Genomic DNA, 22,581 nt, shown 5'->3' on the forward strand with positions numbered 1-22,581 from the left:
AGAAAAGTCTTTTTCCCGCCTGTCTTATGTCGACCGCTGCTTCCCCTCCCACCCCCCCCGCCCCTCCCCCGCGGGGGACGACCACCCCCCCCCTTCCCCCCCCCGCGGCGTTGTCGCACCTACCCGGTCGCGTGCGCGCGCGTCCGGTGGCTTGTCGGTGTCGCCCGGGTGGGGGCCGTGCGCACTGTCGGTGCTCCCACGTCCCCGCGTCCGACCGTGATGAGAGGATCGGTGCATGAGCCAACGCCCGCCTGCGCGCCTGCAGATCACGACCGCGGCGCCCGACCCGGCGCTCCTCGACCTGCCCTGGCACATCCCGCTCGAGAACTGGCCCGCCGAGACGCTCGCCGCGCTCCCCCGCGGCATCTCGCGGCACATCGTGCGGTTCGCGCGCCTGTCGGGGCGGGTCATCGCGGTCAAGGAGATCGGCGAGACGGTCGCGTACCGCGAGTACGAGCTCCTGCGCCAGCTGAGCCGCATCGACGTGCCGAGCGTCGACCCCATCGGCGTCATCACCGGCCGCACCGCACCCGACGGCGAGCCGCTCGAGGCCGTGCTCATCACCGAGCACCTGTCCTTCTCGCTGCCGTACCGCGCGCTGTTCAGCCAGTCGCTGCGCCCCGACACCGCGACCCGGCTCATCGACGCGCTCGCGGTCCTCATGGTGCGCCTGCACCTCATCGGCTTCTACTGGGGCGACGTGTCGCTCTCGAACACGCTGTTCCGGCGTGACGCCGAGACGTTCGCGGCGTACCTCGTCGACGCCGAGACCGGTGACCTCCACGACCGGCTCACCGACGGCCAGCGTGCGTACGACCTCGAGGTCGCCCGGGTCAACATCATCGGCGAGCTCATGGACCTGCAGGCCGGGGACTTCCTCGAGGAGGAGGTCGACGCCGTGGCGATCGGCGCGATGCTCGTCGAGCGCTACTCGGAGCTGTGGACCACCCTGACGGACGCCGAGTCGTTCACGCTGGGCGAGCGCTGGCGTGTCCAGGCGCGCATCGAGCGGCTCAACGACCTCGGGTTCGACGTCGGCGAGCTCGACATCACGACGGACGTCGACGGCACGACGGTCAGCATCCAGCCCAAGGTCGTCGACGCGGGTCACCACTCACGCCGGCTCATGCGGCTCACGGGGCTCGACGTCCAGGAGAACCAGGCCCGGCGCCTGCTCAACGACCTCGACGCGTTCCGCGCGGCGACAGACCGGCAGAACGAGGACGAGTCGTTCGTGGCGCACGACTGGCTCACCGGGATCTTCGAGCCGGCAGTCCGGGCTGTCCCGCGGGACCTGCGGCTCAAGCTCGAGCCCGCGCAGGTGTTCCACGAGCTGCTGGACCACCGCTGGTTCCTCTCGCAGCAGCAGGGCCGCGACGTGCCGATGCCCGAGGCCGCGCAGAGCTACGTGCGCGACATCCTCCCGCACCGGCCCGACGAGCAGGCGATCCTCGGCGTGAGCGCCGCCGACCTGCACGAGGACGCCGACGTGGTGCCCGCCCCTCGGCGCGACTGACCCGGACGACGGGCGGGCGAGCGCGACGGCGACCGCGACCGAGCCGCCGAGCCTCCCGCGCCGGGCTCGCACGTCTCGGCGTCCCGGTGCTCGGCGCGTCTCGCGGCCGAGGTGACCGGCAGCTCCCGGCGCCGTGGTTCCCGCCCGGGTGTCAGTGCCCGCCGAGCGTGACGGCCTCGCCGATGCCCACGACGGGCCACGCGGGCCCCGCCGGAGCCGGGTCGGTGCGCAGCCGCGCGTGCGTCTCGACGTCGAACCGCTCGGTGCCGTACCGGAGCTTGCGCCGCTCGGTCCCCTCGGCGACGAAGCCCGCACGCCGGGCGACGTGGCAGGACGCCGGGTTGTTGACCCGGTGGCCCAGCTCGAGCCGGAACAGCCCCAGGGTGCCGAAGGCCCACGCGGCGACGGCCTGGACCGCGTGCGTCGCGATCCCGTGCCCGCGGTGGCTCGCGGCGAGCCAGTACGAGACCCAGGCGGTGTCGTGCACGTGCTCGACGTGGCTCAGACCGACGGCGCCGACGGCGGTCCCGTCGATGCTGATCGCGAACGCGTAGTGCGAGGGCCCCCACGAGTCGAGCTGCGCGACGATGAGCCGCTCGCACGCCGCGAGGTCGTCGAGATCGGTGCCACCGCCGAGCTGGACCGCGAGGTCGGCGCTGCCCGCGAGCGCCGCACGCAGCGCGGGGGCGTCGCTCAGGTCCCAGCGGCGGAGCTCGGTCGTCATCGGTCCCATCGTGACACGGCCCGTGGTGGCTCGGCGCCACCTCCGCCTCGGCCCGGTCGCAGCCGCCCGCGCACGCCGGGCCGTCCGAGCCGTCCGAGCCGTCCGAGCTCGTCCAAGCCGTCCGAGCCGTCCGAACTCGTCCAAGCCGTCCGAGCTCGTCCAAGCCGTCCGGGCCCGTCCGAGCTCGTCCAAGCCGTCCGGGCCCGCCCGAGCCCGCCCGAGGCGTCGACGCCCGTCGGCGGTCTCCGACGCGCGCCGGCCCGTCACGCCGCCGGCGGAACCGGCGGCGCCGTGACCTCGACCGTCGGGTACTGCCCGCCCAGCGCCTCGAGCGCGGCAAGGGCGGCAGGGTCCAGCGGGTCGGCCAGCGTCACGCGGACGAACGCCGTGTGCACGGTCGCCGCCGTCACCCGGTGGGTCGCCCTGATCTGCTCGAAGATGCGGCGAGCCGCCGAGTCGGTGGCGGCCGCGCCGTCCAGGACGAACCAGCCGTTCGCGCTCGACACCGTGAGGTCGGGGTCCGGGCAGTCGAGACGGGCGACCGTCTCGGCCAGCAGCCGGTCCGCGGCCGTCAGGAAGTCGACCCCGTAGCGCGCGACGGCCCCGACGACCGGGCGGCCGGCGCTCTCCTCGTAGGTCAGCAGGGTCGCGGCGCCGGCGACGTCGGGATCCAGCACGAGGTCGAGGACCTCGCGTCGCCCGAGATCCAGACGGAACGTGGCTGCGTAGTCGGCCTGCCTATACGTGACATCCACATCGATGTCGAGGCCCCTGGTGTCGCCCTCGAAGGATGCCAGCTCCTCCAGCACGGCGGCCAGCGCATCGCCGTCGCGCTGCGGACCGACGTCGACGGTGGCACTCGCATAGCCGGTGAAGGGGAACGCGCTTCCCATCCGCTGCGTCCGGACGTCGTCGACGCCGTCGACCTCCCGCGCCCACTCGCGGAACTCCCGAGAGCCCGCGGGATACGGGTCGTAGGGCGCGCAGGAGGCGAGCACCAGCAGCGCCCACGACGCCAGGGCGACCAAGCCGGCCCTCGTCCACCCACGTCCACGCATCGTCGCTCCTCGGTCCACGGCCGTCTCGCGCGGACACGGTGCGTCCGGCGCGGCCGTGAGGACCGTAGTGCGGGCCGTCGTGATGCGGTCGATCCCTGTCCACAGGCGCCCGGTCCGGCGCCGTCGCGCTCAGCTCGTCGTCGGCACGTGGTACCGCCGCTGGGGTCCCTCCGGGGCGTCCACGACGTCGACGAGCACACCGCCGCACCGCTCGACGACGCGCGCCGACGCCACGTTCGTCTCGCTGCAGGTGACGAGCGCGACGTCGACACCGGCGCCCCCCGCCACACCGAGCGCCCGTCGCAGCATCGCGGTCGCGTACCCGCGGCCTCGGTGCGCGGGCCGGACGGCGTAGCCGATGTGCCCGCCGACGTGCGCGAGGTGCTCGTTCAGGCTGTGCCGCACCGAGACGCGGCCGACGATGCGGCCGTTCACCTCGGCGACGAGGTAGGTCGCGGGCACGCGCCCCTCGGGAAGGTCCGCGCCGGCCCGCTCGTGCGCGAGGCGCTCGAGGTGCGCCGCCCAGTCGTCCCCGGCCCGGAAGCCGAGCAGGAACTCGAACCCGTCCGCCGCGAGCTCGCGGTGGGCGGCGGTCGCCTCGGCCTCGTCCGAGGGCAGCAGCGGGCGCAGGCGGACGGTCTCGACACGCTCGTCGGGCAGCATGCGCCCCAGGATGCCAGCGCGCCGGTCGCGGGCCCCGCTGCGCCCGACCCGTGGGAGCGGCTGCGACGACCTCCCGGCGGACGCGCCCGGTCCGGCCGCGCCGGCGTCCCGGCGTCAGGCCCCGCGCTGCCGCGCGACCTCATACAGCGCGATCCCGGCGGCGACGCCGGCGTTGAGCGACTCGACCGCCGAGCCGATCGGGATGGACGCGATCGCGTCGCAGTGCTCGCGCACGAGCCGCGAGAGCCCCTTGCCCTCGGAGCCGACGACGATGACGAGCGGGTCGTTCGCGTAGGGCAGGTCGCCGATCGGGGTGTCCCCGCCGCCGTCGAGCCCCACGACGAAGCACCCGGCGCTGCGGTACTGCTCGAGCGTGCGCACGAGGTTCGTCGCGCGGGCCACCGGGACGCGCGCGGCGGCACCGGCGGAGACCTTCCACGCCGAGGCGGTGACGCCGGCGGCGCGCCGTTCGGGCACGAGCACGCCGTGCACGCCGAACGCGCCGGCCGAGCGGAGCACCGCGCCGAGGTTGCGCGGGTCGGTGATGCCGTCGAGCGCGACGATGAGCGGCGGCCGGCCGGACGCCTCGGCGACGTCGAGCAGGTCGTCGGGCTCGCCGTAGGCGTACGGCGGGACCTGGATGGCGACGCCCTGGTGGACCGAGTTGTCGGTCAGGCGGTCGAGCTCGGGCTTCGTGACCTCGAGCAGCGGGTAGCCGCGCTCGGTGACCGCGCGCAGGATCTCGCGCGTGCGGTCGTCGGCCTCGAGCCGCGCGGCGATGTACACCGTCGAGACGGGGATGCCGGCGCGGAGGGCCTCGACGACGGAGTTGCGGCCGTTGACGATCTCGTGGGTCGCGGAGACCCCGCGCCCGCCCTTGGTGCCGCCCGCGCTGCGCGAGGCCCGCGCCCCGCCACCGGCCACGCGTGCGCCCGACGACGGCCCGCGGTCGGTCCCGGTGGCCGCGCGCCGCTCGGCGGCGATCTTCTTCTTGCCCGCGGGGTGGTACGGACGGTCCTCGGCCTTCGGCGTCGGCCCGCGGCCCTCGAGCGACTGGCGACCCTTGCCCCCCGAGCCGCTGACCGCGCCCTTCTTCGATCCCGGCTTGCGTGTGGCGCCCCGGCGCTGCGAGTTCCCTGGCATCAGTCGTCGTCCTCGGTACGTGGTGCTGCGAGCGACCAGCGGACGCCGGTCGCGGAGTCCTCGACGACGACCCCGGCGGCGGCGAGCCGGTCCCGGATCGCGTCGGAGGTGGCGAAGTCGCGTGCGGCGCGCGCGTGGGCGCGTGCGGCGAGCTCCGCGGTGACGAGGGCGTCGAGCGCCTCGGCGTAACGGCCGTCGGTCCCGTGGCCGCCCCACTGGTCGCCGGCGGGGTCGAGCCCGAGCACGTCGAGCATGCCGCGCACCGCCACGAGCTCGGAGCGCACGGCTGCGGCGTCACGGGCGGCGAGCGCGCTGTTGCCGGCGCGCAGGTGCTCGTGCACGACGGCGAGCGCCGCGGGCACGTTCAGGTCGTCGTCCATCGCGGTCACGAAGTCGGTGGGCAGCTCGCCCGATGCGACCTCCGCGGACGTCACCGCGCCCTCGGGCCCGAGCCGCTCGGTCGCGCGCTCGACGAACCCGGCGAGCCGGTCCCAGGTGCTCTCGGCCTCGCCGAGCGTGTCGGGTGTCCACTCCAGCATCGAGCGGTACTGCACGGACGTGAGCGCGTACCGCAGCACCGCGGGCCGCACCGTCTCGAGCAGGACGCTCACGAGCAGCCCGTTGCCGAGCGACTTGCTCATCTTGGCGCCGCCGAGCGTGACCCAGCCGTTGTGCAGCCAGTACCGCGCGAAGCCGAGCCCGGCCGCGTGGGACTGCGCCTGCTCGTTCTCGTGGTGCGGGAACCGCAGGTCGAGACCCCCGCCGTGGATGTCGAACGTGTCACCGAGGTAGCGCTGCGCCATCGCGGAGCACTCGAGGTGCCACCCGGGGCGCCCGCGGCCGAACGGTGTCGGCCACGACGCGCTCGTGGGCTCACCCGGCTTCGGGGCCTTCCAGAGCGCGAAGTCGCGCGGGTCCTTCTTCACGACCGCCGGCACGTCGCCGTCGGTCGGACCGCCGTCGGGTGCGGGGACCATGTCCTCGAGCCGCTGGTTCGTCAGCGCGCCGTACTCCGGGTAGGAGCGCACGTCGAAGAACACGTCGCCGTCGGCCGCGACGTACGCGTGACCGCGCCCGACGAGCGTCTCCATGAGCTCGACCATCGCGGGCACGTGGCCCGTCGCGCGCGGCTCGTACGTCGGGGGCAGCACCCCGAGCGCGTCGTACGCCCAGGTGAACGCCCGCTCGTTCTCGAGCGCCCACGCCCACCACGGGCGACCGGCCTGCTCGGCCTTCGACAGGATCTTGTCGTCGATGTCGGTGACGTTGCGGACGTACGTGACGTCGTTGCCGGCCCGCCGGAGCCAGCGCACCAGCACGTCGAACGCGATGCTCGAGCGCACGTGCCCGATGTGCGGGGGCGCCTGCACCGTCGCACCGCACAGGTAGATGCCGACGGAGCCGGGGCGGACGGGCACGAAGTCGCGCACCCGGCGGGTCGCGGTGTCGTACAGGCGCAGGCTCACCCCGCAAGGTTACCGGCGAGTGGCCTCGTCACCCGCCGGTCCGGGCGACGGGCCCGGTGCGCCGTGCCCCGAGCGGCGGGCGTCAGCCGGTCAGCCGAACGTCCGGCCCTCGCCGCGGTACGTCGGCACCGTCCGCTCGAGGGTCTCGCCGCGCACGAGGTGCACCTCGGGGAAGCGCTCGTACACCTCGCCGGCCTTGGCGTGCCGGAACCAGACGCGGTCGCCGACGGAGAGCCCCTCGACGCCCCGACCGCGCAGGGGCGTCTGCACCTCGCCGGCACCCTCGCGTGGCGTGAGCGTGAGCCCCGCGGGGGCGACGGGCCGCGGGAGACGCGAGCGCGTCGCGGGCCCCGACGCGACGTACCCACCCCCGAACGCCGTCGCGAAACCGGGCCCGGGCAGGCGCACGACGTCGAGCCCGAAGAACGCCGCGGGGCGAGGCTCGAACGCGCGGTACCCGTCGAACAGCGTCGGCACGAGCATCCCCGAGCCGGCGGTGACCTCGGTGACCGCCGGGTCGGCGGCGCTGGTCCCGACCGAGCCGGAGCCGCCCGAGTTCACGATGCGCAGCGGCTCGCCCGTCGCCTGCTGGACGGCGTCGACGACCCGGGCGCGGCGGCGGTCGAGCTCGCGCACCGACGCGCGCTTGACGGCCCGGACGAGCACGTCGGAGTCCGGCAGCCCGGCGACCTGCGCCTCGTAGAACATGACGCCGCGGACGTCGATGCCGGGCCGGCGTGCGAGCGTCGCCGCGAGGACCTCCGCCTGGCGCGGCGTGTGCACCGGTGACCGGCGCACACCGAGGTGCACGACCGCGCGGCCGACCCCGAGGCGGAGCGACGCGTCGACGTCGAGGCACACGCCGACCGGGTTGCCGCCCGCGGCGGCAGCCCGCTGTGCGAGGTCCACCTGGCCCACGTGGTCGACCATGAGCGTGATCGCCGCGGCGGCGCGCGCGTCGCGGGCCAGCTCGTGCAGCGCACCCGCGTCGACGGTCGGGTAGCCCAGGAGCACGTCGTCGACGCCGTTCTCGACGAGCCAGAGCGCCTCCCGCAGCGAGTACGCCATGACTCCCGCGAACCCGGGGGTCGCGAGCGCGGCGGCCACGAGGTGCCGCACGCGCACCGACTTGCTGGCGACGCGGATCGGCACACCGCGGGCGCGCCGGACGAGGTCCGCGGCGTTGGCCTCGAACGCGTCGAGGTCCACGACGGCGAGCGGGGCGGGCAGCCCGTGGGTCGCCGCGTCGAGGCGTGCGCCGAGCGTCGTCACGCAGCCGACCGCCGGGTCCCGAACCGCGGTGCGAGCAGCACGATGACGACCGCGAGCGCGAGCGGCACCGTGTAGGCGATGCGCAGCGTCGAGCCGGCGCCGATCGCCCCGACGAGGACCCCGCCGAGCACGGCGCCGAGGTAGTTGAACCCGTTGAGCCGCGCGACGACCGCGTCGGCGTGCTCCGGTGCGAGCCCCCCGGCGGCGGCGAAGCACAGCGGCGCGATGACACCGAGCCCGAGGCCGGTCAGCCCGAGGCCGCCGACGGCGACCGCGGCGCTCGGCGCGAGCACGACCGCGAGCAGCCCGGCCGCGCCGACCAGGCCCGCGGTACGGACGACGGCGACGCGTCCCCAGCGACGCACGGCGAGGTCGCCCGAGAGCCGCGACACGAGCGTCGTCGCGAGGTAGACGCCGTAGCCGAGCGGTGCGACGTCGTCCGCCGCACCGAGGACGTCGCCGAGGTAGATCGTGCTCCACGTCGACGCGGCCGAGTCGACGACGTAGTAGGCCACGACGGCGACGCCGAGCACGGAGATCGCGGCCCACGGGAGCGCCACCCGCCCGGGCTGCCCGGCCGGCGCGTCGGCGGCGCCGGGCGCGAGCGGCGCGTCGTGCGCGCGCCACGCCCTGCGCAGCACGAGCACCCCGATCACCGCGACGACGGCCGCGACGACGGGCAGCGCGACCTGCTGCGGGACGCCGCGCGAGACGTACTGCCCGACGTAGACGGTCGCGAGGATGCCGGCGACCGACCAGGCCGCGTAGAAGCCGGTGAGGATGCTGCGCCCGTACGCGCGCTGGAGCGCGACCGCCTGCATGTTGGTCCCGGCGTCGACCTGCCCGAGCCCGAGGCCGTAGAGCGCGAAGCCGACGAGGAACACCGGCAGGCTCGGTGCGAGCGCGACGAGGAGGACCGCGAGCGTGATGCTCGCGAGACCCGTGGCGAGCACCGCGCGCGAGCCCGGTCCGCGCGCCTGGCGCTCGGACAGGACCGTGCCGACCGCCGCCATCAGGCACACCCCGAGGACGACGAGAGTGACGACGTCGTCGCCGATCCCGAACCGGTCCTTGAACCCCGGCAGGCTCGTGATGAGCGCACCGTAGGCGAGCCCCTGGGCGCCGAACGCGAGCGCGACGACGACCCGGGCGGCGCGGGCGGCGGCCGGGAGCTCGGTGGGCGGTGCGCCGGTGTCGAGGCCCGCGGGCGCGCCGGGCACCGACGTCCCGCCGGTCACGCGGGGAACCGGCTCAGGCCCCGGGGACGGACCGCCCGGCCCGGACCGTCGAGCGGTCGGGCCGGGCGTCCGGTGTCCGTGCGGGTCACGCGTGCGAGCTCGCGTGCTCCGGGAGCGTCGCGCTCGCGCCCGGCTCACGCCTCGCGCCCGGCTCACGCCTCGCGTCGAGGTACGCCAGCGGCGCGGCCGACGCCTCGTCCGCGCGCGCTCCCGGCCCGTCGATCAGCTCACGCGGAAAGGTCGCGGCCTGCGACGCCAGGAAGTCCGCGAACCCGGCGAGGGTCGTCGTCGCCGCCGCGTCGTCACCGTCGACGAGCCACGCGAGGGCGATGCCGTCGACGACCGCGACGAGCGAGCGCGCGAGCCGCTCGCGCGGGACGAGCCAGGTGATCCCGACGGCCTGCTCGATGTTCTCGAGGAACACCTCGGCGGAGTTCCACTGGCCGCGGTACTGCGCGATCGCCACCTGGTTGAGCTCCGCGTGCCGGAGCGACGTCGTCGTCAGCTCGTAGCTCAGGAGCTGGGCGCCCCGGTTGGTGCGGATGCTGTCCCACATGCTCTCGACCGCCGCGCGGAACGTCGTGCGCAGGTCGGCGTCCTCGGGCAGGCCCATCTCGGCGGCCTGCCGGTTCTGCACGGTGATCGCGTCCGCCACCGCGCGCAACAGCTCGTCCTTGTCCTGGAAGCAGTAGTGCACGACGCCGAGCGAGACGCCGGCCTCGGCGGCGACGGCACGCACCGTGGCCGCGTCGATCCCGTCCCTGCTCGCGACGCTCAGCGCCGCCTCGATCAGCTGCTCTCGCCTCGCGGCGACAGGCATGCGGTTCATCGGTCCCCCGTTCGATCCCCTCGTTCGCCCGGGCTCCGCGCGACACGGGGTCTGCGGTGCCCGTGCGCCCCCTTGACCCCATCTCAATGTGCGCCGTGACAATAGTCAAGCGTGCGGAGCACTTGACTTGGACGGCCGACCAGATCAACAGTCAGCCCATGAACTTCGGGGGGAACCGTGGGGAATGGCAGAACTGGGCGCGCACGGCGCACGCGACACCGGCGCGGTGGGTGCGCCCACGCGACGAGGAAGGGCTCGCCGCGCTCGTGCGCGGCGCGGGTGACCTGCGCGTCCGTGCCGTAGGAGCCGGTCACTCGTTCACCGGCGCGGCCGTGACCGACGGCATCCTCGTGAGCCTCGACGCCATGACCGGCCTCGAGCGCGTCGACCACCGGGCCGACGGGAGCGCGCGCGTGACCGTGCGCGCCGGGACGCGGCTCGGCGACCTGAACGCCGGGCTCGCCGCGCACGGGCTCGGGCTGCGCAACCTCGGCGACATCGACCGCCAGTCGATCGCCGGCGCGATCTCGACCGGCACGCACGGCACCGGCATCCAGCTCCCGGGGCTTGCCGCGCAGGTCGTCGGGGTGCGGCTCGTGACCGCGTCGGGCGAGATCGTCGAGGCCTCGGCCGAGCAGCGGCCCGAGCTGTTCGAGGTCGCACGGCTCGGGCTCGGCAGCGTCGGCGTGCTCTCCGCGGTCACGCTCGACGTCGTGCCCGCGTTCCGGCTCGAGGCCGTCGAGGAGCCGTGGCCGCTCGACCGGGTGCTCGAGCGGCTCGAAGGTCCCGACGGGCTGATCGAGTCGAACGACCACTTCGAGTTCTACTGGTTCCCGCACACGCGCCGCACGCTCACGAAGCGGAACAACCGGGTGCCCGACGACGACGTCCGCCCGCTGTCGAAGGTCCGCGCGTGGGTCGACGACGAGCTGCTCTCGAACGGCGTCTTCGCCGCCACCAACACGCTGACCGCCGCGGTGCCGGCGCTGACCCCGTCCGTCAACGGCATCGCCGCCCGGGCGCTCGGCGCGCGCACCTACACCGCCGCCTCGCACGAGGTGCTCGTCTCGCCGCGCCGCGTGCGGTTCCGCGAGATGGAGTACGCGATCCCCCGCGCGGCCGTGCCGCAGGTCCTCGCCGAGATCGAGGGCTGGCTCGCGTCGACCGGCGAGCGGATCCCGTTCCCGCTCGAGGTCCGGTACTCCGCGGCGGACGACGTGTGGCTGTCGACCGCGTACCAGCGGGAGACCGCGTACGTCGCCGTGCACCAGTACGTCCGCCTGCCGTACCGGCGCTACTTCGACGCCGTCGAGCGGATCGTGGCGCAGGTCCAGGGCCGCCCGCACTGGGGCAAGCTGCACTGGCTCGGCCCGGAGCAGCTCGACGCGCTGTACCCGCGGCTCGCGCAGGCCCGTGCGGTGCGCGCGGAGGCCGACCCCGGCGGGCGGTTCGCGAACACCTACGTCGACCACGTCCTCGGGGCGCCGGCGGAGCGCGCGGCCTGAGCCGACGGGGCGCCGGACGGCGCGCGCCGCCCGCACCCGGCGCGCCCGGTCGTCACGTCGCGGCGGACCGCTCGATCTCCCGCGCCTGCGCCCGGAGCTCGCCGAGCACGCGCTGCACGACGAGGCGCTCGGCACGGTCCGGGCGCAGCAGCGCGTCGATCCGGCGACCGGCCCGGACGCCGGCGAGCGGTACGAGGCGCAGGCGGTCGGGCGCCGTGCCGCTCGTGTAGCGGGGCAGCAGGGAGATCCCGTGGCCGGCGGCGACGAGCGCCTCGACGACGTGGAAGTCGTTGATGCGCTGGACGATCCGCGGCGGCGACCCCGCGAGCGTCGCGAGCTCGTTGAGCACCGCGGCCACCGGGAACCCCTCCCGGACCGTGATCCAGTCCTCCCCGGCGAGGTCGGCGGGCTCGAGCGTCGCCCGCTGCGCGAGCGGGTGGCCCGGCCACAGCGCGACGTCGAGGGGCTCACGCAGCAGCGGCTCGACGCGCAGCCCCCCGCCCCAGCCCGCCGACCCGTCCGGCCGGTGCGCGACGACGACGTCGAAGTCCGCGGTCAGCACGCCGAACTCGGCCTGCGCGACGTCCTCGTCGCTGCACTCGAGCGCGATGCCGCCGAGCCGGGCGACCCGCGTGAGCAGCCCGGGCAGGAGCATCTGGGCGGCGCTCTGGAAGGCGCTGACCCGTACCGTCCCCCGCGGCTCGGCGCGGTGCGCGTCGACCGCCGCACGCGCCCGCTCGACGGCGACCGCCACGTCGACCGCGGCCGCGGCGAGGGCCGCACCGGCGGGCGTGAGCCGCACCCCACGCCCGACGCGCTCGAGCAGCACCGCCCCGACCTCGCGCTGCAGCACGCGCACCTGCTGGGAGACCGCGGACGGCGTGACGTGCAGCGCGGCAGCCGCGGCGGTGACGCCGCCGTGGTCGTGCACCGCGCGCAGGGTCTCGAGCAGTCGGGCATCCATGAAGCCACGCTACAGAGTCGACGCCGGACTTTTCGATGGTGCTGCGACACCGCGGGACGGACGATCGACCCATGCCGCCCCGCGACCGCCTCCTCGCCGCCGTCGTCGCCCTCACCTGGGGCCTCAACTTCACGGCGATCCACCTCTCGCTCGAGCACTTCCCGCCGTTCTTCCTCGCCTCGCTCCGGTTCGCGGTGCTCGCAATACCCGCGCTGCTCCTCGTCCCCCGCCCGGCCGTGCCGTGGCGCTGGGTCCTCGGCTACGGGCTCGGGTTCGGCATCCTGCAGTTCGCGTTCCTGTACCTCGCGATGGACGCCGGGATGCCGACCGGGCTCGCGTCGCTCGTACTCCAGTCGTCCGCGCCGTTCACCGTCGTGCTCGGGGCGGTCTGGCTGCGCGAGCGGCTCAGCGCCCGCCAGGGCGTCGGCATCGCGCTGGCCGTCCTGGGCCTCGGAGGCATCGCCGTGCACCGGGCCGAGCTGGGCGGCTCCGCGACGCTCCTGCCCGTCCTCCTGACCCTCTGCGGGGGCCTCGGCTGGGCGTTCGGGAACATCTGCAACCGCCAGGCACGCAGCAGCTCCCCGCTCGCACTCCTGATGTGGATGTCCGTCGTCCCGCCGCTGCCGATGCTCGCCCTCGCACTGGTCGTCGACGGGCCGGCGGCGATCGGCACGTCGCTCACCACGCTCGGCAGCCCGACCGGACTGCTGGCGCTCGCCGGGCTCGCCTACACGGTGCTCGTCGCGACCGTCCTCGGCACGGGCCTGTGGACCGCGCTCATGTCACGGCACCCGTCGAGCACCGTCGCCCCGTTCTCGATGCTGGTGCCCGTCGTCGGCGTCGCGGCGTCGTGGCTGCTGCTCGGCGAGCCGACGCCGGTCGTCGAGCTCGCGCTCGGGGCGCTGGTCGTGGGCGGGGTCCTGCTCGGCAGCTCGCGCCCCCGGCGCCGGGCCGCGCCCGTCGCGGCACCGACCGCCGGTCCCGCGAGCACCGGCGACACCCCGGACGCGGACCGAGCCGGGCGGGCCGCGGAGGACGCCGCCGTCCGCTAGACCCGCGGCGGCACCGAGGCGAGCGGCACGGCGGGTGCGCGGCACGGCAGCGCTGAGCGGCAGGGACCGACCTGCCCGGTCTCCGCTGCGGTGCGCCGGGTCAGCTCCCGGGCGTCGGGCGCCGGACGCGGGTGACCGGGATGGCGCCCGTCGCGAGCTCCGCGCTCACGGGCGGCGGCGGCGCGGCGGCCGCCTCGCTCTCGCTGAGCTCAGGGGCACGGTGGTCGTCGAGCTGGGCCAGACCGTCGATCGTGGCAGCCAGCACGTCCGTCGGGATGCGCACACGCAGCCGCACCCGGTTGACGCCCTCGCGCTGCGGGAGCGGTGCGGGTCCTTCCGGTGCTGCCCCGTGACCTGGCAGCGCTCTCACGCGCTCGACCGGGCGAGTCGGGGGGCGGTGCGTCTTCGTCACGAAGCGGGACGGTACAGACATTCCGACCGTGATGCGACCCCCCGACCGCCGGAGCGCCCGGTCGGCGCCCGTCGTGTCCCGCGCCCGGGTGACGCGTCGGCCAGGGCCGGACGGGGTGCTACCCGCCGGACGGGCGCGCGACCACCAGGGCCGTCGCGACGGCCGCGACACCCTCGCCGCGGCCGGTGAGCCCGAGCCCGTCGGTCGTGGTCGCCGAGACGCTCACCGGCGCCCCCGCGGCCGCACTGAGCGCCTCGACGGCCTCGGCTCGACGCGGGCCGAGACGCGGGCGGTTGCCGATCACCTGGACCGCGACGTTCCCCACCTCGAAGCCTGCCGCCCGGACCCGCCGCGCGGCCTCCGCGAGCAGCGCCGTGCCCGAGGCGCCCTTCCACTGCGGCTCCGCGGTGCCGAAGTTCGAGCCGAGGTCGCCGATCCCGGCGGCGGACAGGAGCGCGTCGGCCGCCGCGTGCGCGGCCACGTCGGCGTCGGAGTGCCCCTCGAGCGGGCGCTCCCCCGGCCACGCGAGCCCCGCGAGGTGCAGCACGGCGTCCGCACCCGGCTCGGCGGCGTAGGCGTGGACGTCGACGCCGATCCCCGTGCGCGGCAGCGCGGGCGGGGCGACGTCGCCTGCCCCCGCGCTCGGGCGCGCTCGCGGAGCGGGTCCGCCTGCGCCGGTGCTGTCGGTGGTGTCGGTGGTGTCGGTGGTGTCGGCGGTGTCGGTCATCGGGCCGGCCTCCTGGGCGGTCGGGGTGACGTGCGCGGCCGCGCGGGCCGCGAGGACGAGCTCGGCGAGCGCGAGGTCCCGGGCCGTCGTGACCTTGAACGCGTCGTCGTGCCCCGGGACGACGTGCACGGGCAGCCCGAGGCGCTCGACGAGTCCGGCGTCGTCGGTCGCGGCGCTCGCCTCGTCGTCGGCGACGGCCCGCGCCTCGCGGTGCGCGCGGTCGAGGGTCGCCCGGTCGAAGCCCTGGGGGGTCTGGACCGCGCGGAGGTCGGCGCGCGCGACGGTGCCCGCCGCGGAGCCGTCGGTGTGCACGCGCGTGAGCGTGTCGGTCACGGGGACCGCGGGGACGACGGCGGGGTGCCCGGCCCGGACGGCGGCGACGACCCGGTCGACGGTCTCGGCGGGGACGAGGGCGCGCGCCGCGTCGTGCACCAGGACGACCGTGGCGTCCGCCGGGAGCACGGCGAGCCCGGCAGCCACCGAGGCCTGCCGCGTCGAGCCACCCGCGACGACCCGGACCGGGACGCCGAGGCGGGCACCGTCGAGCAGCGCGGCGAACTCCTCGACGCGGTCCGAGGGCGCAGTGACCACGAGGGCGCTCACGGGGAGCGGCGCCCTCTCGACAGGGCTCGCGCCCACGGCGAGCGGCGCCCCCTGGGTCGGGCTGGCGCCCACGGCGGGCGGCGGCCCCTCCGTCGGGCTCACGCTCACGGATGACCGGCGCCCGGACGACGCGACGCCGCCCGCGGCCAGGAGGCTGCGGGCGGCGTGGACGACGAGCGGGGTCCCCCCGACGGGGACCAGCGCCTTGGGCAGCGTGTGCCCGAGGCGGGTCCCGCTGCCGGCGGCGGTGAGCACGGCCACGACCCGGTCCCGACGTGCACCCGTGCCGCTGTCGTCGCCGGAGGCGCGCGGCTCTGCGGCGGCGTTCCCGGTCACGGGGGCGTCGAGGAGGTCGTCGGAGGACGCGTTACGAGGCGAGGACCTCGTCGAGGATGGCCTCGGCCTTCTCCTCCTCGGTGTGCTCGGCGAGTGCGAGCTCCGAGACGAGGATCTGACGGGCCTTGGCGAGCATGCGCTTCTCGCCGGCCGAGAGCCCGCGGTCCGCGTCGCGGCGCGAGAGGTCGCGCACGACCTCGGCGACCTTGATCACGTCACCCGAGGCGAGCTTCTCGAGGTTGGCCTTGTAGCGGCGCGACCAGTTGGTCGGCTCCTCGGTGTACGGCGCACGCAGCACCTCGAAGACGCGGTCCAGACCCTCCTGGCCGACCACGTCACGCACACCCACGAGGTCCACGTTCTCCGCGGGAACCTCGATCGTCAGGTCACCCTGGGCGACCTTGAGCTTGAGGTAGATCTTGTCCTCGCCGCGGATGGTCCTGGTCTTGATCTCCTCGATCAACGCTGCACCGTGGTGCGGGTAGACAACCGTCTCCCCAACAGTGAAAGTCATCTGCAGGTGTCCCCTTTCGCGGAACCCCATTCTATCACGCTATTGTTCGCCCCCTTTCGCCCGCCCGCGGCCGCCCCCGTCGTTTGCGCAGGTCACGGGGACGCTCCCGCGGGTGCCCCCCGGACCCCGGATCCGGCGACGCCGACTAGGCTGTGGAGCTGCGGTCCGTGCGGTGCGCGGACCCGCCACCAGCACAGGCCAGCACCTGCCAGCACCTGCCAGCACCGCCGGCCGTCGCCGGCACCCGTTCCGCCCCGAGGAGTCACCGTGGCCCGCGTCCGCCCGTCCCTGCACCTGCGCCTCTCGGCGACCGTCGCCGTCGCGCTCGTCGGCGCCGGTCTCGCCGGCTGCTCGGCGACGAACCCGATCACCACCCAGCGGCCGTACGCGGCGTCCGACGGCGTGCGCGCCACGCTCGGCGACCTGACCGCCGAGAACCTGCTGGTCCTCACCTCCGGCGCCGGCGAGCCCGCGAGCCTGCAGGGTGCGGTGTCCAACGACGGTGCCGAGGCGCTCGAGGTCACGTTCGCGCTCGAGGACGGTACCGAGGTGGGCACGGTCGAGGTCGGCCCGGGCGACGGGGTGCTGCTCGGCGGCACCGACGGGGAGCAGCTGCTCTTCACGTCGGTCGACGTGCCGGGCGCGACGACCGACGTGACGATCACGACCGCGACCGGCGGCTCCGAGACGATCGCGGTCCCGGTGCTGGACGGCACCCTGCCCGAGTACGCGGACCACGTCCCGACCGCGCTGCCGACCCCGACGACGAGCCCCTCCGCGCCGACCGGCGTGGACCCGACGCTCGAGCCGACGCCGACGCCCACGCCGACCGCGGGCTGACACCGCCGCACGCCCTGCACGTCACGACGGCCCCCCGGGACATCCCGGGGGGCCGTCGCGCTGCGGGCCACCGGCGCTCGCCCGGGCCCACCCGTGCGCACGAGCCGCACAGGCTCTCGCGTGCCTACGGGAGCGGCGGAGGGCGGCCTCGCCGGCGGCCGCCGCTCGACCGGGGCGAGCGACCCGGGCCGCGGCTCGGCCCGGCGTCCGGGCCGCGGCTCGGCCCAGCGTCCGGGCCGGAGGTCTCAGGCGAGCGAGCCGATCGCGTCGAGCACGTCCGCCCGCACCGACGGGGGCAGCGGCGCGTAGCCGATGTCGACGAGGCTCTGCTGGACCGCGGGCGACGCCAGGTGCCGCAGGAACGCCCGGACCGCCGCGGTGGTCGCGGCGTCGAGCCCCGCCGAGCAGACCACCTCGTACGTCACGAGCACGATCGGGTACGCGCCGGGCTCGCGCGTCGCGTGATCGAGCGTCAGCGTGAGGTCGTCGCCCTCGCCGGTGCGCTCGGCGGTCGCGACCGTCGCGGCGGCGCTCTGCGTCGTGAGCTCGACCGGGCCGGAGCCGTTGTCGATCTTCGCGACGCCCAGGCGGTTCTCCTTCGCGTAGGACCACTCGACGTACGTGAGGCTGCCGGGCGTCGTCGCGACGGCCTCGGCGACACCGGCCGACTTCTCCCGGCCCTCCCCCACGCCCTCGACCGGCCAGCTCTTCGCGGGCGGGTCCGTCCACACGTCGCCGGCCGCGGCCGCGAGGTAGCGCGTGACGTTCTCGGTGGTGCCCGACTCGTCGGCGCGGAACAGCACGGCGATCTCCTCGGCGGGCAGCAGCTCACCGGGGTTGAGCGCGGCGATCGCCGGGTCGTCCCAGGACGTGATGTCGCCGCGGAACACGCGGGCGAGGGTCGGCGCGTCGAGCACGAGCTGGCCGACCGTGTCCAGGTTGTAGGCGATCGCGACGGGGCCGGTGACCATCGGCAGGTTCCACGCGGGCGCCCCGGCGCAGCGTGCCGCCGCCGCCTCGACCTCACCCTTGGCCGGGTTCAGCGCGGAGTCCGACCCCGCGAACGCGACCTCCCCGGCCGTGAACCGGGTGATGCCCGCACCCGAGCCGCTCGCGTCGTAGCGCACCACGACGTCGGGGCACACCGTCGAGAACGTGATGATCGCCTGCTCGACGGCGTTGCGCTGCGCCGAGGAGCCCGCGGCCTCGATCGTCCCCGCGCCGCACCGCGCGGCCGCGTCGGCGGACGCCGTGGCCGGTGCGGACGCCCCCACCGGCGCGTCGCCCCCCGAGGCCGGCTGAGACGCACAGCCCCCGAGCACCCCGAGGGTGAGTGCGAGACCGACCGGGCCGGCGATCCGTGCGAGCTGGCGTAGCGCCACGTGAGGTTCCTCCCCTGGGGACGTCGCCCCCGGGCGCACCGGGCCGGGTGGCGGCGGCGCGGCGGGGACGCGGACATGACGGCACCAGGGCCGGGCACGGTCGCCGGGTCCTGGTGCGGCGGCCGGAGCCGCGCGGTCGGCCTGCCGGGGCGGGTCGCCCGGGCGGACCGGCCGGTGGATCAGCCGAAGCGGCCCGAGATGTAGTCCTCGGTGGCCTGCTCGCGCGGCGACGAGAACATCGTCGCGGTCTCGTCGACCTCGATGAGCCTGCCCGGCGCCCCGGTGCCGGCGATGTTGAAGAACGCCGTCCGGTCGGAGACCCGCGCGGCCTGCTGCATGTTGTGGGTCACGATCACGATCGTGTAGTCGTTCTTGAGCTGCGAGATGAGGTCCTCGATCGCGAGCGTCGAGATGGGGTCGAGCGCCGAGCACGGCTCGTCCATGAGGAGCACCTGCGGCCGCACCGCGATCGCCCGCGCGATGCACAGGCGCTGCTGCTGACCGCCCGAGAGGCCGGCACCGGGCTTGTCGAGGCGGTCCTTGACCTCCTTCCAGAGGTTCGCGCCCTGCAGCGCGTTCTCGACCGTGTCCTGGAGCTCGCTCTTCTTCTTCACGCCGTTGAGGCGCAGGCCCGCGGCGACGTTGTCGAAGATCGACATCGTCGGGAACGGGTTGGGGCGCTGGAACACCATGCCGATGGTGCGGCGGACGGCCACGGGATCGACGTTCTTGTCGTACAGGTCGGCGCCGTCGAGCAGCACCTCGCCGTCGACGCGCCCGATCGGCAGCACCTCGTGCATGCGGTTCAGTGTCCGCAGGAACGTCGACTTGCCGCAGCCCGAGGGGCCGATGAAGGCGGTCACGGAGCGGGCGTCGATCCCCATCGTGACCCCCTCGACCGCGCGGAAGTCCCCGTAGTAGACGTTCAGGTCCTTGACGTCGATGCGCTTGGCCACGGCCCTCAGCGCTCCTCTCGTGGCAGTGCGGTGGGGGTGACGGGTGCGGGGCGCGTCATGACTTGACCTTGCTGAAGTGGCCGATCGCGCGGCCCGCGACGTTCAGGGCCATGACGATGAGGATCAGCGTGAGCGCCGCACCCCACGTGCGCTGGACCGCGGCGTCGAGGAACTCGGTGCGGTCCTGGTTGATCATCGTCGGCAGCGACGCCATGTTGCCGCTGAAGAGGTCCATGTTGATCGACTTGGTGTACGGCCCGAGGATCAGCAGCGGCGCGGTCTCGCCCATGACGCGCGCGAGCCCGAGCAGGACGCCGGTGATGATCCCGGAGAACGCCGTCGGGAGGACGATCTTGACGATCGTCTTCCACTTGGGGACCCCGAGCGCGTAGCTGGCCTCGCGCAGCTCGTTCGGGACGAGCTTGAGCATCTCCTCGGTCGACCGCACGATCGTCGGGACCATGAGCAGCACGAGGGACAGGCTCACCGCGAAGCCGACACGGGAGAAGCCGAACGTCGAGATCCACAGCGCGTAGACCGTCAGCGCCGCGACGATCGACGGGATGCCGGTGAGGATGTCCACCATGAAGCTCACGGCCCGCGCGACGCGGCCGCGGCCGTACTCGACGAGGTAGATCGCCGTGAAGATGCCGAGCGGGACGGAGATCACGGCGGTCACGGCGGCCTGCAGGATCGTGCCGGCCATCGCGTGGTACGCGCCGCCGCCGAAGTCGCGCACGGTGATCCCGCGCTGCGAGTTCGTCCACCACGTCGACTCCAGGAGCATGTGGTAGCCCTGCGACACGACGGTCCACAGGATCCACACCAGGGGGATCACGGCGACGAGGAACGCGAGGTGCATGACGACCGTCGCGGCGCGGTCCTTGACGCGGCGGGAGCCCGACGCACTGCCGCCGCCGAGGGCGCGCAGGTCGTCGCCTGGCGACACGTCGCCCGGGTCCGCGGGGACGAGGGGCGAGGTCAGGGACGTGGCGCTCACTCGGTGAACCCCTTCCGGCGCTCGATGATGACGCGGGCGATCGCGTTGACCGCGAACGTCAGGAGGAACAGCACGAGCCCGGCGGCGATGTACGCGCCGGTCTTGGACGGGGAGTCGAACTCGGACGCCGCGTTCGCGATCTTCGAGGCGAACGTCTCGCCGCCGAAGAACAGCGACCAGCTGAAGGCGCCCGTCGTGGTCGACAGGATGATCGTGACGGCGATGGTCTCGCCGAGCGCCCGCCCGAGCCCCAGCATCGCGGCGGAGACGACGCCGGGCCGGCCGAACGGGAGCACCGCGGTGCGGATCATCTCCCAGCGCGTCGCGCCGAGCGCGAGCGCTGCCTCCATGTGCCCGACGGGGGTCTGCCGGAAGACCTCGCGGGAGAGCGCGGTGATGATCGGCAGGATCATGATCGCGAGCACGATCGAGGCGAGGAAGATGGTGCCGGCCTGGACGGCGGTGGGCGCGAAGAGCGGGAACCAGCCGAACGCGGTCTTGAGCGCGTCCTGGAACGGCTGCACGTACGGCATGAGCACCCGCGCGCCCCAGAGGCCGAACACGATCGACGGCACCGCGGCGAGCAGGTCCACGAGGTACGCGAAGGGCTTCGCGACGCGGGCCGGCGCGTAGTGCGTGAGGTACAGGGCGACGCCCATGGCGATCGGCACGGCGATCGCCATCGCGACGACCGACGAGATGATCGTGACCCACAGCAGCGGTGCGATGCCGAAGCGCAGGTTGTCCGGGTCCGCGACGCTCCACTCGCGGGACGTCAGGAAGCTCGCGCCGTTCGCGGCGAGCGACGGCCACGCCTTGCTGACGAGGTAGACCCCGACGATCACGACGAGCGCGACGACGACGGCGCTCGACCCCCCGGCGAGCATCTTGAAGGCGCGGTCGGGCCCGCGCGAGAGACCCTGCTTCAGGCCCTCGGGGCCCGGCGGCGCGCCGGGAACGCGCGGCGTGCTGGTGGTCGTGGCCATCGGCGTCCTTCACTCGGTGCTGGGCGGTGCGGGGTGGGCGTCGGGCTCTGCGGCGGTGCGCCCCGAGTCGTGCGTGCCGCCGTCCCGGCCCTCCCTCGTGGGGTGGACCGGGACGACGACGGCCCTCCGGTGCTGCCGGGCCGGGTGCGGCCCGGCAGCGCGTGGAGGTCAGGTCAGGCGATGGCCTCGATCGCGGCCAGGACGTCGGTCTGCACGTCCTCCGGCAGCGGCGCGTAGCCGATCTCGATGAGGCCCTCCTGGACCTCGGGCGAGGCGAAGTGCGTGAGGAACGCCTTGACGCCGGCCGTGGCGGCCTCGTCGAGGCCCGCCGAGCAGACGATCTCGTAGGTCACGAGAACGATCGGGTAGGCGCCCTCCTCCTGCGTCGCGTAGTCGAGCTTGAGGGCGAGGTCGTTGCCCTCGCCCGTGCGCTCGGCGGTGGCGACCGAGGTCGCCGCGGACTCGGCCGTCAGCTCGACGGGGCCGGAGCCGTTGTCGATCTGCGCGACGCCGAGCTCGTTGTCCTTGGCGTAGGACCACTCGACGTACGTGACGCCGCCGGGCGTCGTCGCGACGCCCTCGGACACGCCGGCCGACTTCTCGCGGCCCTCACCGACACCCGACGACGGCCAGGACTTGGCGTTCGGGTCCGTCCACACGCCACCCGAGGCGGCGTTGAGGTACTTGGTGAAGTTGTCGGTCGTGCCCGACTCGTCCGAGCGGAAGAACACGTGGATCTCCTCGGCCGGGAGCGTCACGCCCTCGTTGAGCGCCGCGATCCCCGCGTCGTCCCACGTCGTGATCTCGCCGCGGAAGATCTTGGCCGTCGTCGCCGCGTCGAGCACGAGCTCGTCGACGCCCTCGAGGTTGTAGGCGACCGCGATCGGGCCCGTGACCATCGGGATGTTCCACGCCGGGCCGGCCTCGCAGCGCGCCTGCGCCGCCTCGACCTCGCCCTTGTCGGCGCTGAGCGCCGAGTCCGAGCCGGCGAACTCGACCTGGCCGGCCGTGAACTGCGTGATGCCGGCGCCCGAGCCCGTCGGGTTGTAGTTCACGGTGATGTCGGGGCAGACCTCCTCGAACGAGGCGATGGCCTGCTCGATCGCGTTCTTCTGCGCCGACGACCCCTCGGCGTTGAGCGTGCCGCCCTCGCCGCAGTCGATGTCGCTGCCCCCCGCGGTCACAGCGGCGGAGTCCGCCGTCCCCTCGCCACCGGCGTTGTTGTCGGACCCGCAGGCCGCGAGCGCCAGAGACGAGACGAGCACGACACCGACCAGACCGGTCTGTCGTGCGAGCTGCCGAACCTTCACGGGAATCCCTCTCCTGATGCTTCGTCGTAGACCCACCGGACCCCGGGGGCCTCGGTGCGCCACAGACGCTAAGGAGAGGAAGTGA

Annotated in this window: 21 protein-coding genes; 4 read left to right on the top strand and 17 right to left on the bottom strand. The window is 74.7% G+C overall.

The genetic code is table 11. The features are described 5' to 3' along the window. The first annotated feature begins 235 nt into the window (after positions 1–235). Positions 236–1,516 (top strand): DUF4032 domain-containing protein, encoded by a 1,281-nt coding sequence (locus tag ACWFNE_RS08585; protein WP_452122005.1) that lies wholly within the window; start codon positions 236–238, stop codon positions 1,514–1,516. Between the two features lie 151 nt (positions 1,517–1,667). On the opposite strand, the gene ACWFNE_RS08590 is transcribed toward ACWFNE_RS08585, so the two are convergent. The 8 genes from ACWFNE_RS08590 to ACWFNE_RS08625 all read right to left on the bottom strand — a co-directional run bounded on the left by ACWFNE_RS08590 (position 1,668) and on the right by ACWFNE_RS08625 (position 9,909). After that, positions 1,668–2,240 carry a GNAT family N-acetyltransferase gene (locus ACWFNE_RS08590; RefSeq protein ID WP_452122006.1) on the bottom strand — a complete coding sequence of 191 codons (573 nt, stop codon included), beginning with the start codon at positions 2,238–2,240 and terminating at the stop codon, positions 1,668–1,670. A 263-nt stretch (positions 2,241–2,503) separates the two neighbouring features. After that, positions 2,504–3,298, bottom strand: coding sequence for a hypothetical protein (locus tag ACWFNE_RS08595; RefSeq protein WP_452122007.1), 795 nt, complete (start codon positions 3,296–3,298; stop codon positions 2,504–2,506). 129 nt (positions 3,299–3,427) lie between these two features. Continuing rightward, positions 3,428–3,961: a GNAT family N-acetyltransferase gene (locus ACWFNE_RS08600; RefSeq protein ID WP_452122008.1), complete on the bottom strand. Its 534-nt coding sequence runs from the start codon at positions 3,959–3,961 to the stop codon at positions 3,428–3,430. Between the two features lie 114 nt (positions 3,962–4,075). Then, on the bottom strand, positions 4,076–5,104 hold the full coding sequence (gene rlmB, locus ACWFNE_RS08605; protein WP_452122009.1) for a 23S rRNA (guanosine(2251)-2'-O)-methyltransferase RlmB: 1,029 nt from the start codon (positions 5,102–5,104) through the stop codon (positions 4,076–4,078). Continuing rightward, a complete protein-coding gene (gene cysS, locus ACWFNE_RS08610; RefSeq protein WP_452122010.1) occupies positions 5,104–6,570 on the bottom strand; it encodes a cysteine--tRNA ligase in 1,467 nt (488 codons plus the stop codon). The genes rlmB and cysS overlap by 1 nt, the downstream gene beginning before the upstream one ends. Positions 6,571–6,660: 90 nt before the next feature. Beyond that, positions 6,661–7,842 (bottom strand): alanine racemase, encoded by a 1,182-nt coding sequence (locus ACWFNE_RS08615; protein ID WP_452122011.1) that lies wholly within the window; start codon positions 7,840–7,842, stop codon positions 6,661–6,663. Then, positions 7,839–9,080, bottom strand: coding sequence for an MFS transporter (locus ACWFNE_RS08620; RefSeq protein WP_452122012.1), 1,242 nt, complete (start codon positions 9,078–9,080; stop codon positions 7,839–7,841). The genes ACWFNE_RS08615 and ACWFNE_RS08620 overlap by 4 nt, the downstream gene beginning before the upstream one ends. An 85-nt stretch (positions 9,081–9,165) precedes the next feature. Beyond that, complete coding sequence (locus ACWFNE_RS08625; RefSeq protein ID WP_452122013.1) at positions 9,166–9,909, bottom strand: TetR/AcrR family transcriptional regulator; 744 nt, start codon at positions 9,907–9,909, stop codon at positions 9,166–9,168. Between the two features lie 158 nt (positions 9,910–10,067). Here ACWFNE_RS08625 and ACWFNE_RS08630 point away from each other — a divergent pair, with 158 nt between their 5' ends. Next, on the top strand, positions 10,068–11,414 hold the full coding sequence (locus tag ACWFNE_RS08630; RefSeq protein ID WP_452122369.1) for a D-arabinono-1,4-lactone oxidase: 1,347 nt from the start codon (positions 10,068–10,070) through the stop codon (positions 11,412–11,414). 52 nt (positions 11,415–11,466) lie between these two features. On the opposite strand, the gene ACWFNE_RS08635 is transcribed toward ACWFNE_RS08630, so the two are convergent. Beyond that, entirely contained in the window at positions 11,467–12,378 is a 912-nt protein-coding gene (locus tag ACWFNE_RS08635; protein ID WP_452122014.1) for a LysR substrate-binding domain-containing protein, read from the bottom strand. A gap of 71 nt (positions 12,379–12,449) precedes the next feature. Between ACWFNE_RS08635 and ACWFNE_RS08640 the strand changes: the two genes are divergently transcribed. Beyond that, on the top strand, positions 12,450–13,430 hold the full coding sequence (locus tag ACWFNE_RS08640; protein WP_452122015.1) for an EamA family transporter: 981 nt from the start codon (positions 12,450–12,452) through the stop codon (positions 13,428–13,430). A 100-nt stretch (positions 13,431–13,530) separates the two neighbouring features. Here the strand turns inward: ACWFNE_RS08640 and ACWFNE_RS08645 are convergent, their stop codons facing one another. From ACWFNE_RS08645 to ACWFNE_RS08655, 3 genes are all read right to left on the bottom strand, one after another. After that, positions 13,531–13,800 (bottom strand): hypothetical protein, encoded by a 270-nt coding sequence (locus tag ACWFNE_RS08645; protein WP_258724287.1) that lies wholly within the window; start codon positions 13,798–13,800, stop codon positions 13,531–13,533. Between the two features lie 160 nt (positions 13,801–13,960). Next, positions 13,961–15,433, bottom strand: coding sequence for a 2-C-methyl-D-erythritol 2,4-cyclodiphosphate synthase (ispF, locus tag ACWFNE_RS08650; protein WP_452122016.1), 1,473 nt, complete (start codon positions 15,431–15,433; stop codon positions 13,961–13,963). Positions 15,434–15,539: 106 nt separating this feature from the next. Beyond that, the gene (locus ACWFNE_RS08655) at positions 15,540–16,022 is read right to left on the bottom strand and encodes a CarD family transcriptional regulator (RefSeq protein WP_013769765.1); all 483 of its coding nucleotides are present in this window, start codon (positions 16,020–16,022) and stop codon (positions 15,540–15,542) included. A gap of 267 nt (positions 16,023–16,289) precedes the next feature. On the opposite strand from ACWFNE_RS08655, the gene ACWFNE_RS08660 reads away from it, so the two are divergent. Further along, positions 16,290–16,862 carry a hypothetical protein gene (locus ACWFNE_RS08660; RefSeq protein WP_452122017.1) on the top strand — a complete coding sequence of 191 codons (573 nt, stop codon included), beginning with the start codon at positions 16,290–16,292 and terminating at the stop codon, positions 16,860–16,862. Positions 16,863–17,107: 245 nt separating this feature from the next. Here the strand turns inward: ACWFNE_RS08660 and pstS (ACWFNE_RS08665) are convergent, their stop codons facing one another. From pstS (ACWFNE_RS08665) to pstS (ACWFNE_RS08685), 5 genes are all read right to left on the bottom strand, one after another. Continuing rightward, a complete protein-coding gene (pstS, locus tag ACWFNE_RS08665; protein ID WP_452122018.1) occupies positions 17,108–18,244 on the bottom strand; it encodes a phosphate ABC transporter substrate-binding protein PstS in 1,137 nt (378 codons plus the stop codon). Between the two features lie 179 nt (positions 18,245–18,423). Further along, the gene (gene pstB / locus ACWFNE_RS08670) at positions 18,424–19,200 is read right to left on the bottom strand and encodes a phosphate ABC transporter ATP-binding protein PstB (protein WP_452122019.1); all 777 of its coding nucleotides are present in this window, start codon (positions 19,198–19,200) and stop codon (positions 18,424–18,426) included. 55 nt (positions 19,201–19,255) lie between these two features. Beyond that, positions 19,256–20,200 (bottom strand): phosphate ABC transporter permease PstA, encoded by a 945-nt coding sequence (gene pstA, locus ACWFNE_RS08675; RefSeq protein WP_452122020.1) that lies wholly within the window; start codon positions 20,198–20,200, stop codon positions 19,256–19,258. After that, complete coding sequence (gene pstC, locus ACWFNE_RS08680; protein ID WP_452122021.1) at positions 20,197–21,186, bottom strand: phosphate ABC transporter permease subunit PstC; 990 nt, start codon at positions 21,184–21,186, stop codon at positions 20,197–20,199. The genes pstA and pstC overlap by 4 nt, the downstream gene beginning before the upstream one ends. A gap of 173 nt (positions 21,187–21,359) precedes the next feature. Next, entirely contained in the window at positions 21,360–22,496 is a 1,137-nt protein-coding gene (gene pstS / locus ACWFNE_RS08685) for a phosphate ABC transporter substrate-binding protein PstS (RefSeq protein ID WP_452122022.1), read from the bottom strand. Between the last annotated feature and the right edge of the window lie 85 nt (positions 22,497–22,581).

This window comes from Cellulomonas sp. NPDC055163, from assembly GCF_053607065.1.

Excerpts from the sequence above, each read along its gene's own strand:
- ACWFNE_RS08635 (WP_452122014.1), bottom strand. The coding sequence starts at position 12,378 with ATGGATGCCCGACTGCTCGAGACCCTGCGCGCGGTGCACGACCACGGC.
- ACWFNE_RS08640 (WP_452122015.1), top strand. The coding sequence starts at position 12,450 with ATGCCGCCCCGCGACCGCCTCCTCGCCGCCGTCGTCGCCCTCACCTGG.
- ACWFNE_RS08655 (WP_013769765.1), bottom strand. The coding sequence starts at position 16,022 with ATGACTTTCACTGTTGGGGAGACGGTTGTCTACCCGCACCACGGTGCA.
- ACWFNE_RS08625 (WP_452122013.1), bottom strand. The coding sequence starts at position 9,909 with ATGAACCGCATGCCTGTCGCCGCGAGGCGAGAGCAGCTGATCGAGGCG.
- ACWFNE_RS08590 (WP_452122006.1), bottom strand. The coding sequence starts at position 2,240 with ATGACGACCGAGCTCCGCCGCTGGGACCTGAGCGACGCCCCCGCGCTG.
- rlmB (WP_452122009.1), bottom strand. The coding sequence starts at position 5,104 with ATGCCAGGGAACTCGCAGCGCCGGGGCGCCACACGCAAGCCGGGATCG.
- pstC (WP_452122021.1), bottom strand. The coding sequence starts at position 21,186 with ATGGCCACGACCACCAGCACGCCGCGCGTTCCCGGCGCGCCGCCGGGC.
- ACWFNE_RS08600 (WP_452122008.1), bottom strand. The coding sequence starts at position 3,961 with ATGCTGCCCGACGAGCGTGTCGAGACCGTCCGCCTGCGCCCGCTGCTG.
- ACWFNE_RS08630 (WP_452122369.1), top strand. The coding sequence starts at position 10,068 with ATGAACTTCGGGGGGAACCGTGGGGAATGGCAGAACTGGGCGCGCACG.
- ACWFNE_RS08595 (WP_452122007.1), bottom strand. The coding sequence starts at position 3,298 with ATGCGTGGACGTGGGTGGACGAGGGCCGGCTTGGTCGCCCTGGCGTCG.
- ACWFNE_RS08585 (WP_452122005.1), top strand. The coding sequence starts at position 236 with ATGAGCCAACGCCCGCCTGCGCGCCTGCAGATCACGACCGCGGCGCCC.